This window comes from Brevibacterium sp. SMBL_HHYL_HB1, from assembly GCF_018208375.1.
Taxonomy (GTDB): domain Bacteria; phylum Actinomycetota; class Actinomycetes; order Actinomycetales; family Brevibacteriaceae; genus Brevibacterium; species Brevibacterium intestinavium.
The window spans coordinates 1,599,983-1,616,618 of the sequence record NZ_CP062936.1; the positions used below are offsets into that span (position 1 = coordinate 1,599,983).

General features: G+C 66.9%; 15 protein-coding genes and 1 tRNA gene. 6 read left to right on the top strand and 10 right to left on the bottom strand.

Annotation, left to right across the window (positions count from 1 at the left end):
- Window positions 1-13: 13 nt before the first annotated feature.
- Window positions 14-1,387 (bottom strand): pyridoxal-dependent decarboxylase, encoded by a 1,374-nt coding sequence (locus IG171_RS07415; RefSeq protein WP_212131042.1) that lies wholly within the window; start codon window positions 1,385-1,387, stop codon window positions 14-16.
- Between the two features lie 157 nt (window positions 1,388-1,544).
- Here IG171_RS07415 and IG171_RS07420 point away from each other — a divergent pair, with 157 nt between their 5' ends.
- The 4 genes from IG171_RS07420 to IG171_RS07435 all read left to right on the top strand — a co-directional run bounded on the left by IG171_RS07420 (window position 1,545) and on the right by IG171_RS07435 (window position 5,535).
- Window positions 1,545-2,456: a TetR family transcriptional regulator gene (locus IG171_RS07420; RefSeq protein ID WP_212131044.1), complete on the top strand. Its 912-nt coding sequence runs from the start codon at window positions 1,545-1,547 to the stop codon at window positions 2,454-2,456.
- Window positions 2,453-3,364 (top strand): 3-keto-5-aminohexanoate cleavage protein, encoded by a 912-nt coding sequence (locus IG171_RS07425; RefSeq protein WP_212131045.1) that lies wholly within the window; start codon window positions 2,453-2,455, stop codon window positions 3,362-3,364. Before IG171_RS07420 ends, IG171_RS07425 begins: the two co-directional genes overlap by 4 nt.
- Window positions 3,361-4,860: a 3-hydroxyacyl-CoA dehydrogenase NAD-binding domain-containing protein gene (locus IG171_RS07430; RefSeq protein WP_212131047.1), complete on the top strand. Its 1,500-nt coding sequence runs from the start codon at window positions 3,361-3,363 to the stop codon at window positions 4,858-4,860. The genes IG171_RS07425 and IG171_RS07430 overlap by 4 nt, the downstream gene beginning before the upstream one ends.
- A 132-nt stretch (window positions 4,861-4,992) precedes the next feature.
- The gene (locus IG171_RS07435) at window positions 4,993-5,535 is read left to right on the top strand and encodes a YdeI/OmpD-associated family protein (RefSeq protein WP_212131049.1); all 543 of its coding nucleotides are present in this window, start codon (window positions 4,993-4,995) and stop codon (window positions 5,533-5,535) included.
- 44 nt (window positions 5,536-5,579) lie between these two features.
- On the opposite strand, the gene IG171_RS07440 is transcribed toward IG171_RS07435, so the two are convergent.
- The 3 genes from IG171_RS07440 to IG171_RS07450 form a co-directional block, all read right to left on the bottom strand.
- A complete protein-coding gene (locus IG171_RS07440) occupies window positions 5,580-6,869 on the bottom strand; it encodes an MFS transporter (protein ID WP_249204174.1) in 1,290 nt (429 codons plus the stop codon).
- A complete protein-coding gene (locus IG171_RS07445) occupies window positions 6,866-8,218 on the bottom strand; it encodes a family 1 glycosylhydrolase (RefSeq protein WP_212131051.1) in 1,353 nt (450 codons plus the stop codon). Before IG171_RS07445 ends, IG171_RS07440 begins: the two co-directional genes overlap by 4 nt.
- An 89-nt stretch (window positions 8,219-8,307) precedes the next feature.
- Window positions 8,308-8,380: transfer RNA gene (locus tag IG171_RS07450), tRNA-Ala, on the bottom strand.
- Between the two features lie 141 nt (window positions 8,381-8,521).
- Between IG171_RS07450 and IG171_RS07455 the strand changes: the two genes are divergently transcribed.
- Together IG171_RS07455 and IG171_RS07460 are read left to right on the top strand one after the other, a co-directional pair.
- A complete protein-coding gene (locus IG171_RS07455) occupies window positions 8,522-9,733 on the top strand; it encodes an FAD-dependent oxidoreductase (RefSeq protein WP_212131053.1) in 1,212 nt (403 codons plus the stop codon).
- A gap of 133 nt (window positions 9,734-9,866) precedes the next feature.
- The gene (locus IG171_RS07460; protein WP_212131055.1) at window positions 9,867-10,589 is read left to right on the top strand and encodes an alpha-ketoglutarate-dependent dioxygenase AlkB; all 723 of its coding nucleotides are present in this window, start codon (window positions 9,867-9,869) and stop codon (window positions 10,587-10,589) included.
- Window positions 10,590-10,608: 19 nt separating this feature from the next.
- Here IG171_RS07460 and IG171_RS07465 read toward each other — a convergent pair whose 3' ends face one another.
- Genes IG171_RS07465 through IG171_RS07490 form a run of 6 tightly spaced genes read right to left on the bottom strand, consistent with a single transcriptional unit; the run spans window position 10,609 to window position 16,528 of the window.
- A complete protein-coding gene (locus IG171_RS07465) occupies window positions 10,609-10,998 on the bottom strand; it encodes a monovalent cation/H(+) antiporter subunit G (protein ID WP_212131057.1) in 390 nt (129 codons plus the stop codon).
- A complete protein-coding gene (locus tag IG171_RS07470) occupies window positions 10,998-11,258 on the bottom strand; it encodes a monovalent cation/H+ antiporter complex subunit F (RefSeq protein WP_212131059.1) in 261 nt (86 codons plus the stop codon). The genes IG171_RS07465 and IG171_RS07470 overlap by 1 nt, the downstream gene beginning before the upstream one ends.
- Entirely contained in the window at window positions 11,255-11,632 is a 378-nt protein-coding gene (locus IG171_RS07475; RefSeq protein ID WP_349252148.1) for a Na+/H+ antiporter subunit E, read from the bottom strand. Before IG171_RS07475 ends, IG171_RS07470 begins: the two co-directional genes overlap by 4 nt.
- Entirely contained in the window at window positions 11,629-13,146 is a 1,518-nt protein-coding gene (locus IG171_RS07480; protein ID WP_212131061.1) for a monovalent cation/H+ antiporter subunit D family protein, read from the bottom strand. The genes IG171_RS07475 and IG171_RS07480 overlap by 4 nt, the downstream gene beginning before the upstream one ends.
- A complete protein-coding gene (locus IG171_RS07485; protein WP_092014199.1) occupies window positions 13,143-13,475 on the bottom strand; it encodes a cation:proton antiporter subunit C in 333 nt (110 codons plus the stop codon). The genes IG171_RS07480 and IG171_RS07485 overlap by 4 nt, the downstream gene beginning before the upstream one ends.
- Window positions 13,472-16,528 carry a DUF4040 family protein gene (locus tag IG171_RS07490; RefSeq protein WP_212131063.1) on the bottom strand — a complete coding sequence of 1,019 codons (3,057 nt, stop codon included), beginning with the start codon at window positions 16,526-16,528 and terminating at the stop codon, window positions 13,472-13,474. The genes IG171_RS07485 and IG171_RS07490 overlap by 4 nt, the downstream gene beginning before the upstream one ends.
- Window positions 16,529-16,636: the final 108 nt, after the last annotated feature.

Sequence of the window (16,636 nt, forward strand, 5' to 3'; positions counted from 1 at the left end):
CGCGCGCCCGGGCTCAGTCCATCGAATCGAGGATGTCGACGAGGTCGTCGAAGGTCGTGAGCGGATTGACGATCGCGAACCGGGCATTGGGCCTGCCCGCATGTGAGCTGGGCACGACGAAGGCCCGCTGATCCTCGAGCAGCCGATCCGACCACGCCTCGTAGTCCTCTCGCTGCCAGCCGTCGCGTTCGAAGACGACGACGGACAGTTCGGGTTCGCGCACCAGCCGCAGGTTCTCCCGCCGCCTGATCTCCGTGGCGATCTGACGGGCCAGGTCGATCGAGTGGCCGATCGCCTCCCGGTAGGTCTCGGCGCCGTAGCTGGCCAAGGAGTACCACAGCGGCAGCCCTCGAGGCCGCCGTGTGAGCTGGATGGCGAAGTCCGAGGGGCTCCACTCCTGCGCCTCGGTGAGGGCGTCGAGGTACTCGGCGCGCTGCGTGTGCGCTCGCCGTCCGATGTTCGGATCGCGGTAGATCAGCGCACAGGCGTCGAAAGGGGCGAAGAGCCACTTGTGCGGATCGACGATGAGCGAATCGGCCCGTTCGACCCCGGCGAACCGATGTCTGACCTGCGGGGCGAGCATCGCGGCCAGTCCGTAGGCGCCGTCGATGTGGAGCCAGAAGTCGAATTCCTCCTTCAGCGCCGCGATTCCGGCGATATCGTCGATGGTGCCGAAGTTCGTCGTCCCCGAGGTGGCCACGACCGCGATCACCGCGTCCCCGTGCTCGACCAGGGCCTGCCGCACCCCTTCAGGGCGCAGGATCCCGTCCTCGCCGGTGGCCACCGGAGCGAAGTCGACGTCCATGACCTCAGCCGCCGAGGCGACCGAGGAATGGGCCTCGGCACTGCACACGATCACCCACCGAGCCGGTCTCGACTCCCCCAGCTGCTCCTTCTTCGCGTTGCGCGCGGCCACGAGGGCCGAGAGGTTGCCGATGGTCCCGCCCTGGACGAAGACTCCGCCGGCGGTCTCGGGCAGACCGAACTCGCCGGCCAGCCAGCGCAGCACCTCGTTCTCGGCATGGACGACGCCGGCGCCCTCGAGCCAGGATCCACCGTAGAGGGCGCTGGCGGAGACGACGAGGTCGAAGGCGACTGCGGCCTTCGTCGGTGCGCTGGGGATGAAGGACAGATACTTCGGATGGTCGGTCGAGATGCAGGCGGGGGCGAAGATGTGCTCGAAGATCGCCAGTGCCCGCGCCGAGCCCAGCCCCTCCTCGGTGACGGTGGGTCCGGCCAATCGACGCAGCTCGGCCTCCGAGGTCGGATGGTCCAGCGGGGTGTCCTCGGCCAAGGTGCGGCGGCGCGAGTATTCGAGCACCAGGTTGACCAGATTGCGGGTCTCGTCGGAGACGACGTGCATACGGGAATGAAGGCTGTCGGTCATGGGTGCTCCTCGAGGCTGTGGACGGTGACGGGATCTGCCATCGAGTACGAGACTAACGGCACAGTCGTCCTTTGTGCAGGAGCACGGAGAATCGCAAGTTCTGACTTTCAGTCATAAAAGTTTGCGAATCGATTCGCGTCTCGGGTAGGTTCGCCCCATGAGCCCCGACCGCCCTCCCGGTTCGACTGCGATCAGAGCCAAGGAAGCCATCACCGGTGCCGGCCTGTCCCAGCGCCGTGTCGCCGAGGCGATCGGCATCGATGAGACGAAACTGTCCAAGGCCCTGTCCGGACGCCGCCGATTCACCGCCGATGAGCTGCTCGGCCTCGCGACCGCCACCGGTGTCACCGTCCGCTGGCTGCTCGGTGACGAGTCGCAGGTGTCCGCACCTCCCCCGAACCCCACGGCGAGCGCAGGCGACTCTCCCGAGGAGTCCACCCCGAAGCGCCACATCGTTCAGACCGCTTGGACGCTGTTCGGCCGGCACGGCTTCGATGCCGTGCGCATCGCCGACATCGCCGCCGCCTCCGGAGTCTCGGCGCCGAGCATCCACTATCACTTCGCGAACAAGGCCGAACTCTTCGAAGCCGCCCTCGACCATTCGGTCAAACTCGCCTTCGACCGGCAGATCGCCTGGCTGGCCGATATCGACGATCCCGCCCTCAGGCTCGAACGTCTGCTCGAACTGCAGTCGCCGCTGGGGCGGACCGAACGCGGCGAGTGGTCCATCTGGCTGCAGACCTGGGCCCGGCTGGCATTGGAGGACTCCTCCCTGGCCGACTATCCCCGCAGCTACGAACGGTGGTCGCGCACCGTCGAGACCACACTCGCCGAAGGACAGCGGACCGGCAGCTTCCGGTCCGGCGACGTCCGTGCCATGGCTGATGAACTCACCTCCCTGCTCGACGGGCTCGGAATCAAGGTGCTCACCGGCGTCATGGACACCGAGACCTTCACGACCCGACTGCGGTCCTACCTCAGCCGCTCCATCATGCACCCCGACATAACCGACGAGACCACGACCACCGAAGAGACTGTGCCCACCGAAGAGAAGAAGGAGTCACCATGAACCGCAAGGTCATCCTCACCTGTGCCGTCACCGGAGCCGGGGACACCACCGGCAAGAGCGAGCACGTGCCCGTCTCCCCGGAGGAGATCGCGAACGATGCGATCGCCGCCGCCCGTGCCGGAGCCTCCGTCGTCCACATCCACGTGCGTGACCTCGAGACCAAGCAGGGCTCACGCGAGGTCGCCCACTACCGTGAGGTCGTCCGTCGGATCCGCGCAGCCGATGTCGACCCGGTCATCAACCTCACCGCCGGCATGGGCGGTGACCTCGTCGTCGACCCGCAGGACCCCCTGACGACGATGCCGGGCACCGACCTCATCAACGCCCTCGACCGTCTCCCCCACGTCGAAGAGCTGCTGCCCGAGATCTGCACGATCGACTGCGGGACCCTCAACTTCGGCGAAGGGTCGAACATCTACGTCTCCACCCCGGACATGCTCAGGGAGGGGTCGAAGCGGATCCAGGCCCTGGGCGTGCGGCCCGAACTCGAGATCTTCGACACCGGCAACCTGTGGTTCGCGAACGTGCTCGTCGAAGAGGGGCTCATCGATGCTCCGCCGCTGTACCAGCTGTGCATGGGCATCCCCTACGGTGCGCCCGCCGATCCGGGGCTGCTGGCCGCCATGGTCGACATGCTGCCCACCGGCGCCCAGTTCACCTCGTTCGCCATCGGCGCCAACCAGCTGCCCTGGGTCGCGCAGTCCGTGCTCGCCGGTGGTCACGCCCGTGTCGGCCTCGAGGACAATCTCTACATGTCCAAGGGAGTCAAGGCCACGAACGCCGATCTCACCTCCCGCGCCGTCGACATCATCACAAGCCTCGGCGCGGACGTGGCCAGCCCGGCCGAAGCCCGCGAGATCCTCGACCTGCGCGTCCAGACCCCGACCATCACAGGAGCAGATCTGTGAACGATCCCACCGCCGCTGCCGCCCACCCGGACTTCGACTCGATCACCACGGTCACCTGCGTCGGTGCCGGCACCATCGGAGGAGGTTGGGCGGCCTATTTCCTCGCCCAGGGCTTCCGGGTCAGGATCTGGGATCCGGCTCCCGATGCCGCACAGAAGTTCTCCCGCCTGCTCGACGCGGCCTGGCCGGCACTGACCGAACTCGACATGATCGCCGCAGCCGACCGCACCGCCTGGTCGGTGCACACCGACCTGGCCGAGGCGGTGACCGGCACCGGCTTCGTCCAGGAGTCGGCTCCGGAGGATCTGGCCCTCAAGCGCCGGCTGCTGGCCCAGATCGATGCCGTCTGCGAGCCGAGCATCGTCATCGGCTCCTCGACCTCGGGCTACAGCATGACCGAGATGGCCACCGAGGCGGCCCATCCCGAGCGCCTGGTCGTCGGCCACCCGTTCAACCCGCCCTACCTCATCCCCCTCGTCGAGGTCGTCGGGGGCCAGGAGAGCTCGGCTGCCGCAGTCGACTGGGCAGCCGATTTCTACGACCGTATCGGCAAGTCCGTGATCCGGATGGACCGCGAGGTCCCGGGCTTCATCGCCAACCGGCTCCAGGAAGCGCTGTGGCGCGAGGCCCTGCATATGGTCGAGCAGGGCGAGGCCACCGTCGAGCAGCTCGACCGCTCGATCACCGACGGTCCCGGCCTGCGCTGGCCGTTCCAGGGCCCGATGCTCACCTTCCACCTCGCCGGAGGCGAGGGAGGAATGGCGCATATGCTCGACCACTTCGGACCGTCCCTGAAGTCGCCGTGGACGCGTCTGACGGCGCCCGAACTCACCCAGAGACTCCGTGACGACGTCGTGGCCGGCTGCGACGTCGAGAGCGGTCAACGCACGATTCCGGATCTCGTCCGCCACCGCGACGCCGGGATCATCGCACTGCGGACGCTCACCTCAGAACTCGCCGCCGCCCATGGCACGGAGGCGAGTGCCACCGCAGCTCCGGCCTCGACCGAGGCTGTCATAGCCGAGTCGGGCCCGACCGAGACCCGAGCGGAGAGGTCGGACAGTCTGCCCGTCTATCTGACCGAGGTCAGCGAGGACTGGATCGACTACAACGGGCACATGTCCGAGGCCTTCTATGTCCTCGTATTCGGCTTCGCCACCGATCAGGTGATGGATCACCTCGGTCTCGACGCCGACTACCGGGCTGAGTCGAAGGCCTCGCTCTACACCGTCGAATCCCATATCCGCTACCTCGACGAGGTGGCCCTCGGATCCCAGCTGAGAGTCGTCCCTCATCTTGTGAGCGCCGGCGAGAAGAGGCTGCACCTGGCCTATGAGATGTTTGTGGCCGATCGGCTCGTCGCCACGGAGGAGATCATGGCCCTCCACGTCGACCAGGCGGCGGACGCCGTCGTGCCGTTCTCGGCGACCATCGCCGAAGGGATCGAGAGGATCGGCACTCATCGGCCCGACTGGGTCGGGCGCGCGATCGGCTGAGACCGGGGCCCGAGTGCGGGCGGTTCCGTCAGGATTCGAGAAGTCATGAGCGGACAACGGAGCTATCCTGAAGGTCACGATCTGCCCGATCGTCCGGTGCGATCGCACTGGACAGACCCCGAAGGAGCCGCCATGTCCGCCGATGAGTCCGAGATCACGTTCCCGGCCACGCTCGAGCTGCTGGGCGAGCGCCCCATCCTGCGTCTGCCGCAGGCCGCCAGCGACCGGCTGCCCTCCCGAGGGCAGGTCGCGGTCGGTGGCAGCATCGGCGGCACCGACTTCACCACGGTGGTCGAACCGGACGGACGCCGCGGCCACTGGATCAGCATCGATGACGACCTCTGGCAACGGCTGGAATCGTCGGCCGGCGATGAGGTCGCGGTCAGCCTGAGCCCGCGCAGGGACTGGCCGGAGGTCACTGTGCCGCAGGACCTGCGCGCGGCCCTGGCCGAGGCCGGTGATCTCGAGAACGTGTGGCAGAGCCTGACGCCGATGGCCCGCTGGGAATGGGTCCGCTGGATCAAGGCGACGAAGAACGCTGATACACGCGCTCGGCGGGTGGACGTGGCGATCTCGAAGCTCGAGTCCGGCAAACGCCGTCCCTGCTGCTTCGATCTGTCCTCCTGCACCGATCCCGAACTGTCCAAGAACGGAAAGCTGCTCGGAATCGCCTGAGCCGCGGGGAGCACCGAACTCACATGTGCTGATTCGAGTCCGGCTCAGTCGGCTCCCGGGGCGTGGAGACTCGCGCGTCGGGGCCGCACGGTCAGGGTCAGTCCGGCACCGATGGCCGAAGCAGCCGCCGCCGTGGCGAACAGCAGCCAGAACCCGCCGACCAGAGCCACGAGGCCCGCCCCCAGCAGCGGCCCCACCAGCTGCCCGAGGTTCGCGGCACTGTTGACGAGGCTGAGGTCGCGAGCATGGTCATCGGGGTCGAGCAGGAGGTCGGTGGCCAGGGCGAGGCTCACGGCCATGTATGCCCCGTAGCCGGCACCCATGACTCCGGCGGCCACAGCGGTGGTGGTGAAGTTCGGGCTGATCAGGATGATCACGCCCGAGGAGGCCTGCACCTGTGCCGACAGAACGGTCCACAGCCTCCGGTTGCCCTTCCGATCGGAGACCATTCCGACGATCACGGAGGCGAGAACGACGAAGATCGTGTAGATGACGATGAGCTCGAGCAGCCGACCCTCGGCATCGGCGGCAGGGATCATGATCCCGTAGAGCAGGAAGAACAGCAGCAGCGAGGTTCCCAGAGCATTGCCGACGTTGACGATGAATCGGCTGATGAGCAGTCTCGTGAAGCTCGGATCCACGAGAGAGGAGATGCGTGCTCGGGTGAGGTCCCTGCGGGCGTGGAGGCTGAGCAGGGCCGCGTGCGGCGGTGGCGGATCCGGCAGCAGAACGGCCGTGACCGTGCCGATGACGAGGATGAAGCCGGCAAGCACCGCATAGGAGGCGCCGGTGCCCAACCCCAGCAGCACGATGGCTCCGACACCGACGACGATGCCGACGGCCTGAGCCGAACTGGCCGCGGCCGAGGCGGCTCCGCGCTGCTCGTCGAGCTGATCGGCGATGAGCGCGGTCAGCGCCGCCGAGATCACTGACACCCCCACCGATGTGACCACCCACGCCGCGCCGACCAGCACCGGACCATCGGCGCTGCCGGTGAGCAGGAGACCGATGGCGGCCAGCAGCGATCCTCCGATCGCCCACGGTCGGCGGCGCCCGATCCGCAGTCGTGTGCGATCGGAGAACCGGCCGGCGACAGGGGCGAAGATGACCCCCGCCAGCCCGCCGGCCGAGAGCACGAGCCCCGACCACACGACACCGTCGATCCAGTGCCCGCTCTGGGTGTCCAGCTGCAGCGGAAGCAGGAGTTGGATCGGTGTGAGCTGCACGGTCCAGATCGCCAGCCAGGCGAGAGTGAACCACACCATCCACACCGGCGACACGCGCACCCGGTCCCCGGAGCCGCCTCGGCGGGAGGGATCGGCGCTCGGGCTCATGCCCGGGCCGCGGCGATCAGATCGCGATACCAGCGATAGGAGGCCTTCGGAGTCCGTGCCCCGGAGTCCATGTCGACGTGGACGAGTCCGAAGCGCTGGGTCCAGCCATCGGCCCATTCGAAGTTGTCCAACAGCGACCACACCGTGTATCCGTCGATGGCGACACCGGCGGCCAGGGCTTCGGCCACCGCCTGCAGATGGTCGCGCAGATAGTCGATGCGCCGGTCATCGTCGATGGGCCCCTCGCACAGGTCCGGTTCGGGGAAGGAAGCCCCGTTCTCGGCGATGACGACAGGGGGCAGCCGGTCCCCGTAGCGGTGCTTCATGTCGATGAGCAGATCCCGCATCGTATCGGGGCGGATCGGCCACATCGGACCGAATCCGGTCGTGGCCGCGCCGGGAGTCGGCACCATCTCGAAGGGCAGAGGACCCTGCGCCGCGCGCACGGTGATCGGGTTGTAGTAGTTGAAGCCGTAGACCTCGTTCGGGGTCGAGATGAGTTCCATGTCCCCGTCAGCCACCGGCATCTCGACCCCGAAACCGGTCAGATCGGGGTAGGTGCCCAGAATCAGCGGGTCGGCGAAGAGCCGGTTGAGGATGCTGTCGAGCGTACCGGCGGCCAGGAGGTCCGTCTCCGCAGAGGTCTCGGGCAGAATGAGGCTGTGGTTGATCGTCGGCGAGGCCTGTCGGGCGCCGTGGTCGCGCAGGATCGTCGCGGCGATGCCGTGGGCCAGCAGCTGGTGGTGGACGGTGGGCAGGGCGTCGAAGAGCATCGTGTGTCCGGGAGCGAGTTCTGCCAGTGCGTAGCCCTGCAGTGAGGTCGAGGCCGGTTCGTTGATGGTGTACCAGTGGTGGACACGGTCTGCCAAGCGTTCGGCCACGGCCGCAGTGTAGTCACCGAAGAGGTGGGCGGTGTCGCGATCGAGCCACCCGCCGGCCGCTTCCACAGCCACCGGCAGGTCCCAGTGGTAGAGAGTCGGTTCCGGTGTGATCCCGGCGGCCAGAAGCCCGTCGACGAGGCGGTCGTAGTAGTCGAGGCCCGCCGTGTTCACGCTCGGGTCGGTGCCCGCCTCCGGAATGACTCGAGTCCAGGAGATCGAGAACCTGTAGCGGTCGATGCCGAGACCGGCGAGCAGTGCGATGTCCTCGTCGAACCGGTGATAGCTGTCCGGTCCCGGTTCTGCTGTGCTGCCGTCGACGACATTTCCCGGAGTGTCAACGAAGTCATCCCAGATGGAGCGCCCACGCCCATCAGCGGTGCGTGCACCTTCGATCTGGAAAGCGGCCGTGGCCGCGGAGAAGCGCAAACCTGCCAGCGCCTGAGCATCGAGAGGATGAATGCCGTCCATGCGTCGAATATGTCATGGAAGCTCGGGGGCTGCAATAGACCCGTCAGGTGCGGGCCGGACCGGGGACGGAGTGCGTCCAAGAGTGTCTGTGGAGCTAAGGGGAATCGAACCCCTGACCTTCTCATTGCGAACGAGACGCTCTACCAACTGAGCTATAGCCCCTTTCGCATCTCAGCTTACGCCCGAACCCCACAACAGACCAAAACGGCCGCCGATGCCGTTCGCCTGGCAGTCGCACTCCTGGTGACGGGTCTGCTCGGCGGGTACAGTCGGCAGTGAGTCCCCTCGATGAAAGGACGTGTTATGGCTCAGGAATTCGGAACAGTCGTCATCGGTGCCGGCATCGGTGGTGGCACCGTCGTCGAATCGCTGCGAGACGCCGGTTACGCCGCCTCGATCGCTCTCGTCGGCGCCGATCCGGCTGCCCCCTACTACCGCCCGGATCTGTCGAAGAAGGTGATGATCGAGGGCTCGGACCCGACTGATTCCGCTCTGCGCGGCGATGAGTGGTACTCGGCGCATGATGTCAGCACGTTCTTCGGCACAGCGGTGACTTCCATCGATCCGGCCGCACAGACGGTGACCCTCGACAACGGCGAGCAGCTCCAGTACGGACAGGCGATCCTGGCGACCGGCTCGACCCCGCGCACCCTCGACGTGCCGGGGGCCCAGTTGGCCAACATCCACACTCTCCGGGATGCCGGAGACGCCGTGGCCATCCGCGGACAGTTCGGCGAGGGCAAGAAGGTCGCCGTCATCGGCGGCGGTTGGGTCGGACTCGAGGTCGCCGCAGCAGCGAAGCTCAACGGCTGCGATGTCACCGTCATCCTCAACTCGGATGCGCCTCCGCTGTCGTCCGTGCTCGGTCAGGAACTCGGACAGCATTTCGAAGACCTCCACCAGAAGAACGGTGTGACCTTCCTCAAGGAGGCGAACACCACGTCCTTCACCGGTTCCACCGCCGTCGAAGCCGTCGAGACCAGCGCCGGAAGTGTGCCCGCCGATCTCGTCGTCATCGGCATCGGCGCGGATCCCACCGTGGACACGGCCGCCTCGGCGGGGCTGAGCACGGACAACGGCGTTGTCGTCGATGAGCACATGCGGACCTCCGACGGAAGCATCCTGGCCATCGGTGACATCGCGAACGCCCAGAACACTCTGCGCAATGAGCGTCTGCGCATCGAGCACTGGGACAACGCCGTCAGACAGGCCGAAGTCGCGGCGTCGACGGTCACCGGCGGCTCGAAGGCCTACGACTGGCAGCCGTACTTCTACACCGATCAGTTCGACCTCGGTATGGAATACGTCGGCCACGGCAGCGCCACCGACGAGGTCGTCATCCGGGGCGATCAGTCCAGCGGCGAATTCATCGTGTTCTGGACGCGAGACGGTCGGGTCACCGCGGCCATGAACGTCAACGTCTGGGAGTACGGTGACGAGCTCCGTGCCCTCATCGGCAAGGAGGTCTCCGCCGAGCGCCTGCGCGATGAACAGGTTCCCGTCGGCGAACTCTGATCCGCACGGAAGGACTCGCGGGGTCGGTGGCTGCGGCCGCCGGCCCCGCATCGTCTGTGTCGCTGACCCATCCGGACGGGCCCGAGCAAGGGCGGCTGTGCCGGTCCGCTGCCCATCTGGCATCCTGAAGGGCATGGATTCGCTCTTCGCCGATGAGGCCTTCGACCGTCGTCCGCGCATCGTCGCTCCGGGCGCGGTGTGGCTGCCGGCGTTCCTGTCCGATCGGGCCCAGTCCTGGATCATCGCACGCTGCGCCGAATGGCAGTCCGGTCCCGTCCCGCCTCATGCCACCACCATCGCCGGGCATCCGATGAGCGTGAGAACGATCGGCCTGGGCTGGCATTGGCGACCGGGTCGCTACGACCGTCGAGCCGTCGACGTCAACGGCGCCGCGGTCCTCGCCTTCCCCGACTGGATGACCCGCCTGGGTCGCCAGGTCCTGCAGTCCGCGACGGAGGTCGTCGACGGCGCCGACGACCTGCCAGCCGGCACCGCCGCATCCTGGGGGTTCGATCCGACCGGCTACCATCCGGATGTGGCTCTTGTGAACCATTACGATGCGCAGTCGAAGATGGGCATGCACCAGGACAAGGACGAATTCGATCCGGCCCCCGTCGTCTCACTGTCCCTCGGTGATACGTGCCTCTTCCGATTCGGCAACACCGAGCACCGCAATCGCCCCTACGAGGATCTGCGTCTGGCGTCCGGGGACGCCTTCGTCTTCGGGGGTCCGGCCCGGTTCGCTTTCCACGGTGTGCGCTCGATCCAATCGGGGACCGCACCGGATGCCGGACGGTTGAGCCATCTCGGCGGGGGCAGGATCAACATCACCATGCGCACCACCGGTCGGGAGTGAAGGCGCGCGCTGCGGGGCCTCAGGTCCGGTCTGTCTCGGGGTCGACGTCGACCGTGCCCTCCGGCGGCTGAGCGAGACGGTTCGGGGAGGTCTTGCGGTAGACCGGCTGTCCGGAGAGCACGGTGGACCTGGCGAGCGTGTTGCTGGCCACCGAGGAGACGATGATCAGGCACATCACGGCCACAACAGCCATGATCAGCGAGCCCCAGCTGAACCCCGAGGAGTGCAGGTCGAAGACATAGGCGGCGGCGACGATGAGCGGCATGCCCAATCCGGTCGCCGGGGAGAACACATTGATCCGTGACAGGGAGTCGCGGACGCGGTACATCGCTAGGGCCGACGACAGCAGCAGCAGGGAGCCGGTGATGCCGAAGATCCCGACGAGGACAGTCGCCAGTATCTCGTTCATCAGCGGTGCCCCCTGGTGAGGATGCGTGAGAGGGCGACGGTCGCGAGGATCCCCACCATGGAGGCGAGGAAGACGACGTCGAGGACGATGGACGAGGACACTGCGATGCCGAGCATCGTCACGATGGCCACGGACGAGAAGTAGATCAGGTCCGAGACCACGGCCCGCGAACCCAGGTCACGGGCGGTGAGCACCCGGACGAGGCCGATGATGATGGCTGCGGCGAGAATGAGCGCGCAGATGCTGACGACGACGGTCATGAGCGTTCTCCTTCGGACTCGGCTCCGCCTCCCGGCGCGCGGCCGCGGGTCATGGCCAGCAGCCGCGACTCCATATCGGTCAGCCCGGCCAGGGCATCCTCCTCAGAATCCTCGAACAGCGCGTGGACGAACAGGACGGGCGGCTGCGTCGACGTTCCGGCCGCGATCGCCGCGACGAGCGTGCCGGGAGTGATCGTGATCGATGAGGCGAAGAGGGTGACTTCGAGATCCGTGGCGCAGCGCAGCGGCAGCTCGACGATCATCGGTTGGGCGTAGTCGGCCCGGAAGAGTCGGGACGCGATGGTCCATGATCCGGTGACGATGGCCCACAGGATGAAGCCGACATAGGAGACGCCGTGGATGAGACGCATCATGGGGTCATCACCGCCTCGATGTAGTCGCTGTGGTCGAGCAGGCCCTCGGCGGCGCGATGAGTGATCTCCAGCAGCGGCTCCGGGAAGCAGAAGAGCGCTGCCGACAGCCCGATCATGATCGTGGCGGGCGCGAGCAGACGGGCGGGGATGCGCACGCTGCGCAGGATGGGCTGGGCCGGGGCACGACCGGTCTCGGCCGAATCCGGCCGGTACGTCTGCATCGGCGGCCCCCAGAACGTGTTGCGCCAGGTGCGCTGCAGCGCCAGCAGGCTGATGAGCGCACCGACGACGATGGTCGCCGCGAGGACCCAGCCGCGTCCCCCACCGCTGTCCGTGGCCGCGGTGATGAGTCCGACCTTGCCCCACAGCCCCGAGGTCGGCGGAAGCCCGATGAGCGAGAAGAGGCCGAGGATCATCAGCACCGTCGCCCACCGCTCGCGTGAGGCCAGTCCGGACAGTTTCTTGAACGAACCGGTGCCGTAGGTCTGTTCGACCGCACCCATGATGAGCAGCAGACCCGACATCGTGATCATGTGATGGACCATGTAGAAGGCTCCGGCACTGAGCGCGGCCGAACTCAGCAGAGTGACGCCGAGCAGAATGTGCCCGACGCCCGCTGTCATCTGGAACCCGAGCACATTGCGCACCCGCACCTGTCCGAACCCGGAGATCGCGCCGATGAAGATGCTGACCACGGCCACGACGAGGAGGACGTTCACCCACGGTGCGGGCTCGCCGTAGACGGTGGTGTAGATGCGATAGATCGCATACAGCCCGACCTTCGAGTGCAGTCCCGAGAACAGCGACATCATCCCCGCCGAGGTGTTCGGATAGCTGCGCACGAGCCACCCGTGGAACGGCGCTCCACCGGCCTTGATGAACAGTGACAGCAGCACCACTCCGAGCGCGATGCCCGCCTGCCCCGTGGGCCTTCCCTGGTCGGCGAGGACGGCGAGGTTGACCGTGCCGGTGGACCCGTAGACGAAGCCGACGCCGATGAGCAGCATCGTCGAGGTCAGCAGGTTGACCATGACGTAGAGTCGACCGATGCCCAGCCGCCGCCAGGTGCCGGTGACGGCGATGAGGGCGTAGGCCGGCAGCATCATCACTTCGACGAACACGAAGAAGTTGAACAGGTCCCCCGTCAGCAGGGCACCGTAGACGCCGGTGAGCATCATCAGGATCAGCGCCGGGACGAACCGGTACTGGTCCTCCCCGGTGGCGATGAGGAACAGACAGCTGATGAGCGCCACCAGTGAGGTCAGCACCAGCATGAGTGCGGTGAACGTGTCCGAGACGAACACGATCGCCAGTCCCGGCACGTAGTCGCCGACCGAATGCGCGATCACCGGGGTGCTCTCGTGGATGAGGAGCAGTCCGATGCCGGCCCCGCCTGCGAAGATCGGCGCGGCCAGCAGCAGGAACCGGTCGAAGGTGCGTGAGGTGATGAGCACACTCAGGGCCGAGGACAGAAGCGGCACACCGATGAGCAGGAGGAGAAGGGCCGAGTTCATGAGTCGCGCTCCTCCCCCGTCTCGGGATTGCGTTTCTGGTCGTCGTCATGGCCGAGCACGGCCAGGGCGAGCATGAAGATGGTCACGGCCAGAGTGATCACGATGGCGGTGAGGACGAACGCCTGCGGCAGCGGATCGGCGGCTTCGGACAGATCGCCGCGACCGGCCAGGGGTTCGCCCCTCCAGGCTCCGACTCCGGCCGAGAGCAGGATGAAGTTCGCGGCGTGCGAGATGAGGGTGAGTCCGAAGACGCCCCTGACCATCGAGCGCTGCATCATGAGATAGACGCCGCCGGCGGTGAGCACGCCGATCGTCAGTGCCAGGATCATGGCGCCTCCTGCCCTTCGACGAGTGGGTCCTCATGCCGTTCGACCGGCGGATCACCGCGCAGAATATGCGTCGAGGAGGCACGGACCTTCTCCTCCGTCGAGGCCCGGTCGGCCCGCCGGCTGCGCTCCGGTCGCTCCCCGCGGATGGCTTCCATCGGACCGCTGAGCTCTCCGTAGAGCAGCTCATCGGCCCGTTCGCGTGTGCGTTCGACATCGCGGCGAATGATGCCGTTGGTCAGCACATCGTCACCGGCCGAGGTCGCGGCCGAGTCCGAGACGCCGAGGATGTTGAACGACAGCAGCATCAGTCCGAGCACCGCGAGATAGACGCCGAGGTCGAACAGCATCGACGTCGTCCAGTGCTGACCGGCGAATTCGGTGTGCATGGGTTTGAGGAACGATCCGGCGAAGACGAGTCCGATGATCCCGGTCACCACGGCGGTGCCGACGCCGGATCCGATGAGGTACAGCGGTGCCCGCGGCGGGCCGATCGCACGATCCCTCGCCGTGGACAGGTAGGCCAGTCCGATGACGGCCGAACCGACGAGAGCGGCGATGAATCCGCCGCCGGGCGAGTTGTGTCCGCGCCAGAAGATCACCAGGGACGACAGGGCCAGCAGCGGGCCGAGGACCTTGATCGTCAGCTGCAGCGGGATGACGTTCGGCCATGCCTCGTGGACGGCGCGGTACGCCGTGGTTCCCTTCGGACGGATCGACACCCACGGCGGGCGCGGCGGTTCGGGAATATTCTCCGCCGGCGGGTCGATGAACTTGTCCTTGACCGTCGACATCACGGCCACGATGGCGATGCCGGCCATACCGAGCACGGTCAGCTCGCCCAGGGTGTCGAGGGCACGGAATTCGACGAGGATCGTGTTGACGATGTTGTCGCCTCCGCTGATGCCCGGTGCCCGGTCGAGGTAGTAGGTGCCCAGATCGGAGCGTTCCCGGCGCCCGTTGAGAACGAGGGTCAGGGCGGTCACCGAGGCGCCGACGATGATCGCGAAGATCAGACGCGGGCTCTGCTGGCGCTTCGGATAGCGCCAGAACGAACGCGGCAGCTTCTGCAGCACGAGCATGATGACGATGATCGTCATCGCCTCGACGAGCAGCTGGGTGAGGGTGACGTCGGGGGCGCCGAGGGCCAGGATCTGCACCGTGGCGAGGATCCCCACGGCTGAGAGCGCGACGACGGTGGTCAGCCGCGAATGCGACGTGCACACGACGAGCACGGCGACGGTGATGAGCACGAGGAGGATGACGTCGACGGGACGGCTCAGCCCCTCCTGCAGGCCCGGCAGCTCGGCGTAGACGATCGGAATCGCACCGATGGCCAGCAGACTCAGCCCGCCGAGGGACATCGCGAGATAGGGTCCGGAGTTCATCGGTCGGACGAAGGCCGAGAGTCCGTGCCCGGCCCGGCGCAGTCCCGCGTTGAGCGCATCGATGACGTCTGCGCCGTCGAAGGGCAGTGTGGCGCGGTGGAAGAAGACGAAGACCCGTGACCGTTTGAGGATGATGAGCACACCGAGAGCGATGATGAACGCCGAGGCGATCAGTTCGACGTTGACCCCGTGCCACAGCTCCAGGTGCACGGACCCGGTCGCCGACGGCAGGGCCGCACGGACCACCTGGTCGAGCGGATTGTCGAAGGCGAAGAGGACGAAGCTCAGCGGCAGCGAGGCCAGGATCGGCACCGCAGCGGCGATGAGCATGACCGACGATCCGTGGTGGAGGCGGCCCGGTTCGGGCTCCTTGCCGTCGATGAAGCTGCCCCACACCGTCTTCGCGCAGTAGGCGAAGGTGAGAACGGAGGCACCGGCGGCGACGAGGAGGGCGACCCACCCGGTCCAGTCCCCGCCGGGGGCCTCGCCGAGGGCGGTGAACAGGAACTCCTTCGATACGAACCCCAGCAGCGGGGGGATGCCCGCCATCGACGCACAGCCGATGATCATCACTGCGAACGCGGCAGGGGCGGTGCGCATGAGTTTCGGGATCCGGGCCAGATCGCGGGTTCCGGCCAGGTGGTCGACGACGCCGACCATCATGAACAGTCCGGATTTGAACAGAGCGTGGGCGATCACGTGCAGGGTGGCCGCGGCGATCGCCGCCTCCGTGCCGACGCCGATGACGGCGGTGATGAGCCCGAGCTGGGAGACCGTCGAATAGGCCATGAGCTTCTTCACGTCGTGCTGGTTGAGCGCGAACCAACCGCCGAGGCACGCGGTGACCAGTCCCGCGACGATGAGCAGACCGTTCCAGGCCGGGGTCGAGTGGAAGGCCGGTGAGAACCGCAGCATGAGGAAGATTCCGGCTTTGACCACTGCGGCGGCGTGCAGATAGGCCGAGACCGGGGTGGCCGCGGCCATGGCATCGGGCAGCCACGGGTGGAACGGGAACTGCGCGGATTTGGTCATGGCCGCGATCGCGACGAGGAGGGCGACCAGACTCGTCACCTCGGGCTGGCCGGTCCACACCGGGGAGCCGATCGCCTCGTTGACGTTCGTCGTCCCGGTCACGGCGATGATGACACCGGTGGCCACCAGCAGGCTGAGTCCGCCGATGAAGGTGAAGAACATCGTCCGCAGGGCCGGGGCCCGGCCTGGCGAACCGGATCGGGCGATGAGGAAGAACGACGCGAGTGAGGTCAGCTCCCAGCACACGAACAGCACGAGCAGGTCGTTGCTGAGCACGAGGGCGACCATGGAGAAGGTGAAGATCACCATCAGCCAGTAGAAGCTCGTGTTGCGCCCGTGGGGCAGGTACTCCGTGGAGAACACGAACACGACCGCGCCGATGATCAGGGCGATGTAGGTGAAGACGACGCCGATGCCGTCGGCGCGAAGGGCGAGGTCGACGCCGAGGCTGGGGATCCACGGATAGGTCACCTCGGGGGTGTTCCCGGCCATCACCTCGGCGGCGGTCGGGGTGAACAGCCCGGCCACGGCCAGGTACGCCACCGCCAACGGCCATCCGCTCGCTCGTCCCGCAACGCGGGTGAGGAAGGGAGTGAGCACGACCAGTCCGGCAAGTGCGATAATCGTTAGGATCATGACCGGACCTCAGCGGCCGTGGGCACAGGTGACGGTTCCTTCACTCACTGATCCTTTATCGAGATGTGCGCAGATCGACAGACACAGACTTTCGAAGAATCAGACTAT

Coding starts and splice junctions, on each gene's coding strand:
- IG171_RS07415 (WP_212131042.1), bottom strand. CDS start 1,387: ATGACCGACAGCCTTCATTCCCGTATGCACGTCGTCTCCGACGAGACC.
- IG171_RS07420 (WP_212131044.1), top strand. CDS start 1,545: ATGAGCCCCGACCGCCCTCCCGGTTCGACTGCGATCAGAGCCAAGGAA.
- IG171_RS07425 (WP_212131045.1), top strand. CDS start 2,453: ATGAACCGCAAGGTCATCCTCACCTGTGCCGTCACCGGAGCCGGGGAC.
- IG171_RS07435 (WP_212131049.1), top strand. CDS start 4,993: ATGTCCGCCGATGAGTCCGAGATCACGTTCCCGGCCACGCTCGAGCTG.
- IG171_RS07440 (WP_249204174.1), bottom strand. CDS start 6,869: ATGAGCCCGAGCGCCGATCCCTCCCGCCGAGGCGGCTCCGGGGACCGG.
- IG171_RS07445 (WP_212131051.1), bottom strand. CDS start 8,218: ATGGACGGCATTCATCCTCTCGATGCTCAGGCGCTGGCAGGTTTGCGC.
- IG171_RS07455 (WP_212131053.1), top strand. CDS start 8,522: ATGGCTCAGGAATTCGGAACAGTCGTCATCGGTGCCGGCATCGGTGGT.
- IG171_RS07460 (WP_212131055.1), top strand. CDS start 9,867: ATGGATTCGCTCTTCGCCGATGAGGCCTTCGACCGTCGTCCGCGCATC.
- IG171_RS07465 (WP_212131057.1), bottom strand. CDS start 10,998: ATGAACGAGATACTGGCGACTGTCCTCGTCGGGATCTTCGGCATCACC.
- IG171_RS07470 (WP_212131059.1), bottom strand. CDS start 11,258: ATGACCGTCGTCGTCAGCATCTGCGCGCTCATTCTCGCCGCAGCCATC.
- IG171_RS07475 (WP_349252148.1), bottom strand. CDS start 11,632: ATGATGCGTCTCATCCACGGCGTCTCCTATGTCGGCTTCATCCTGTGG.
- IG171_RS07480 (WP_212131061.1), bottom strand. CDS start 13,146: ATGAACTCGGCCCTTCTCCTCCTGCTCATCGGTGTGCCGCTTCTGTCC.
- IG171_RS07485 (WP_092014199.1), bottom strand. CDS start 13,475: ATGATCCTGGCACTGACGATCGGCGTGCTCACCGCCGGCGGCGTCTAT.
- IG171_RS07490 (WP_212131063.1), bottom strand. CDS start 16,528: ATGATCCTAACGATTATCGCACTTGCCGGACTGGTCGTGCTCACTCCC.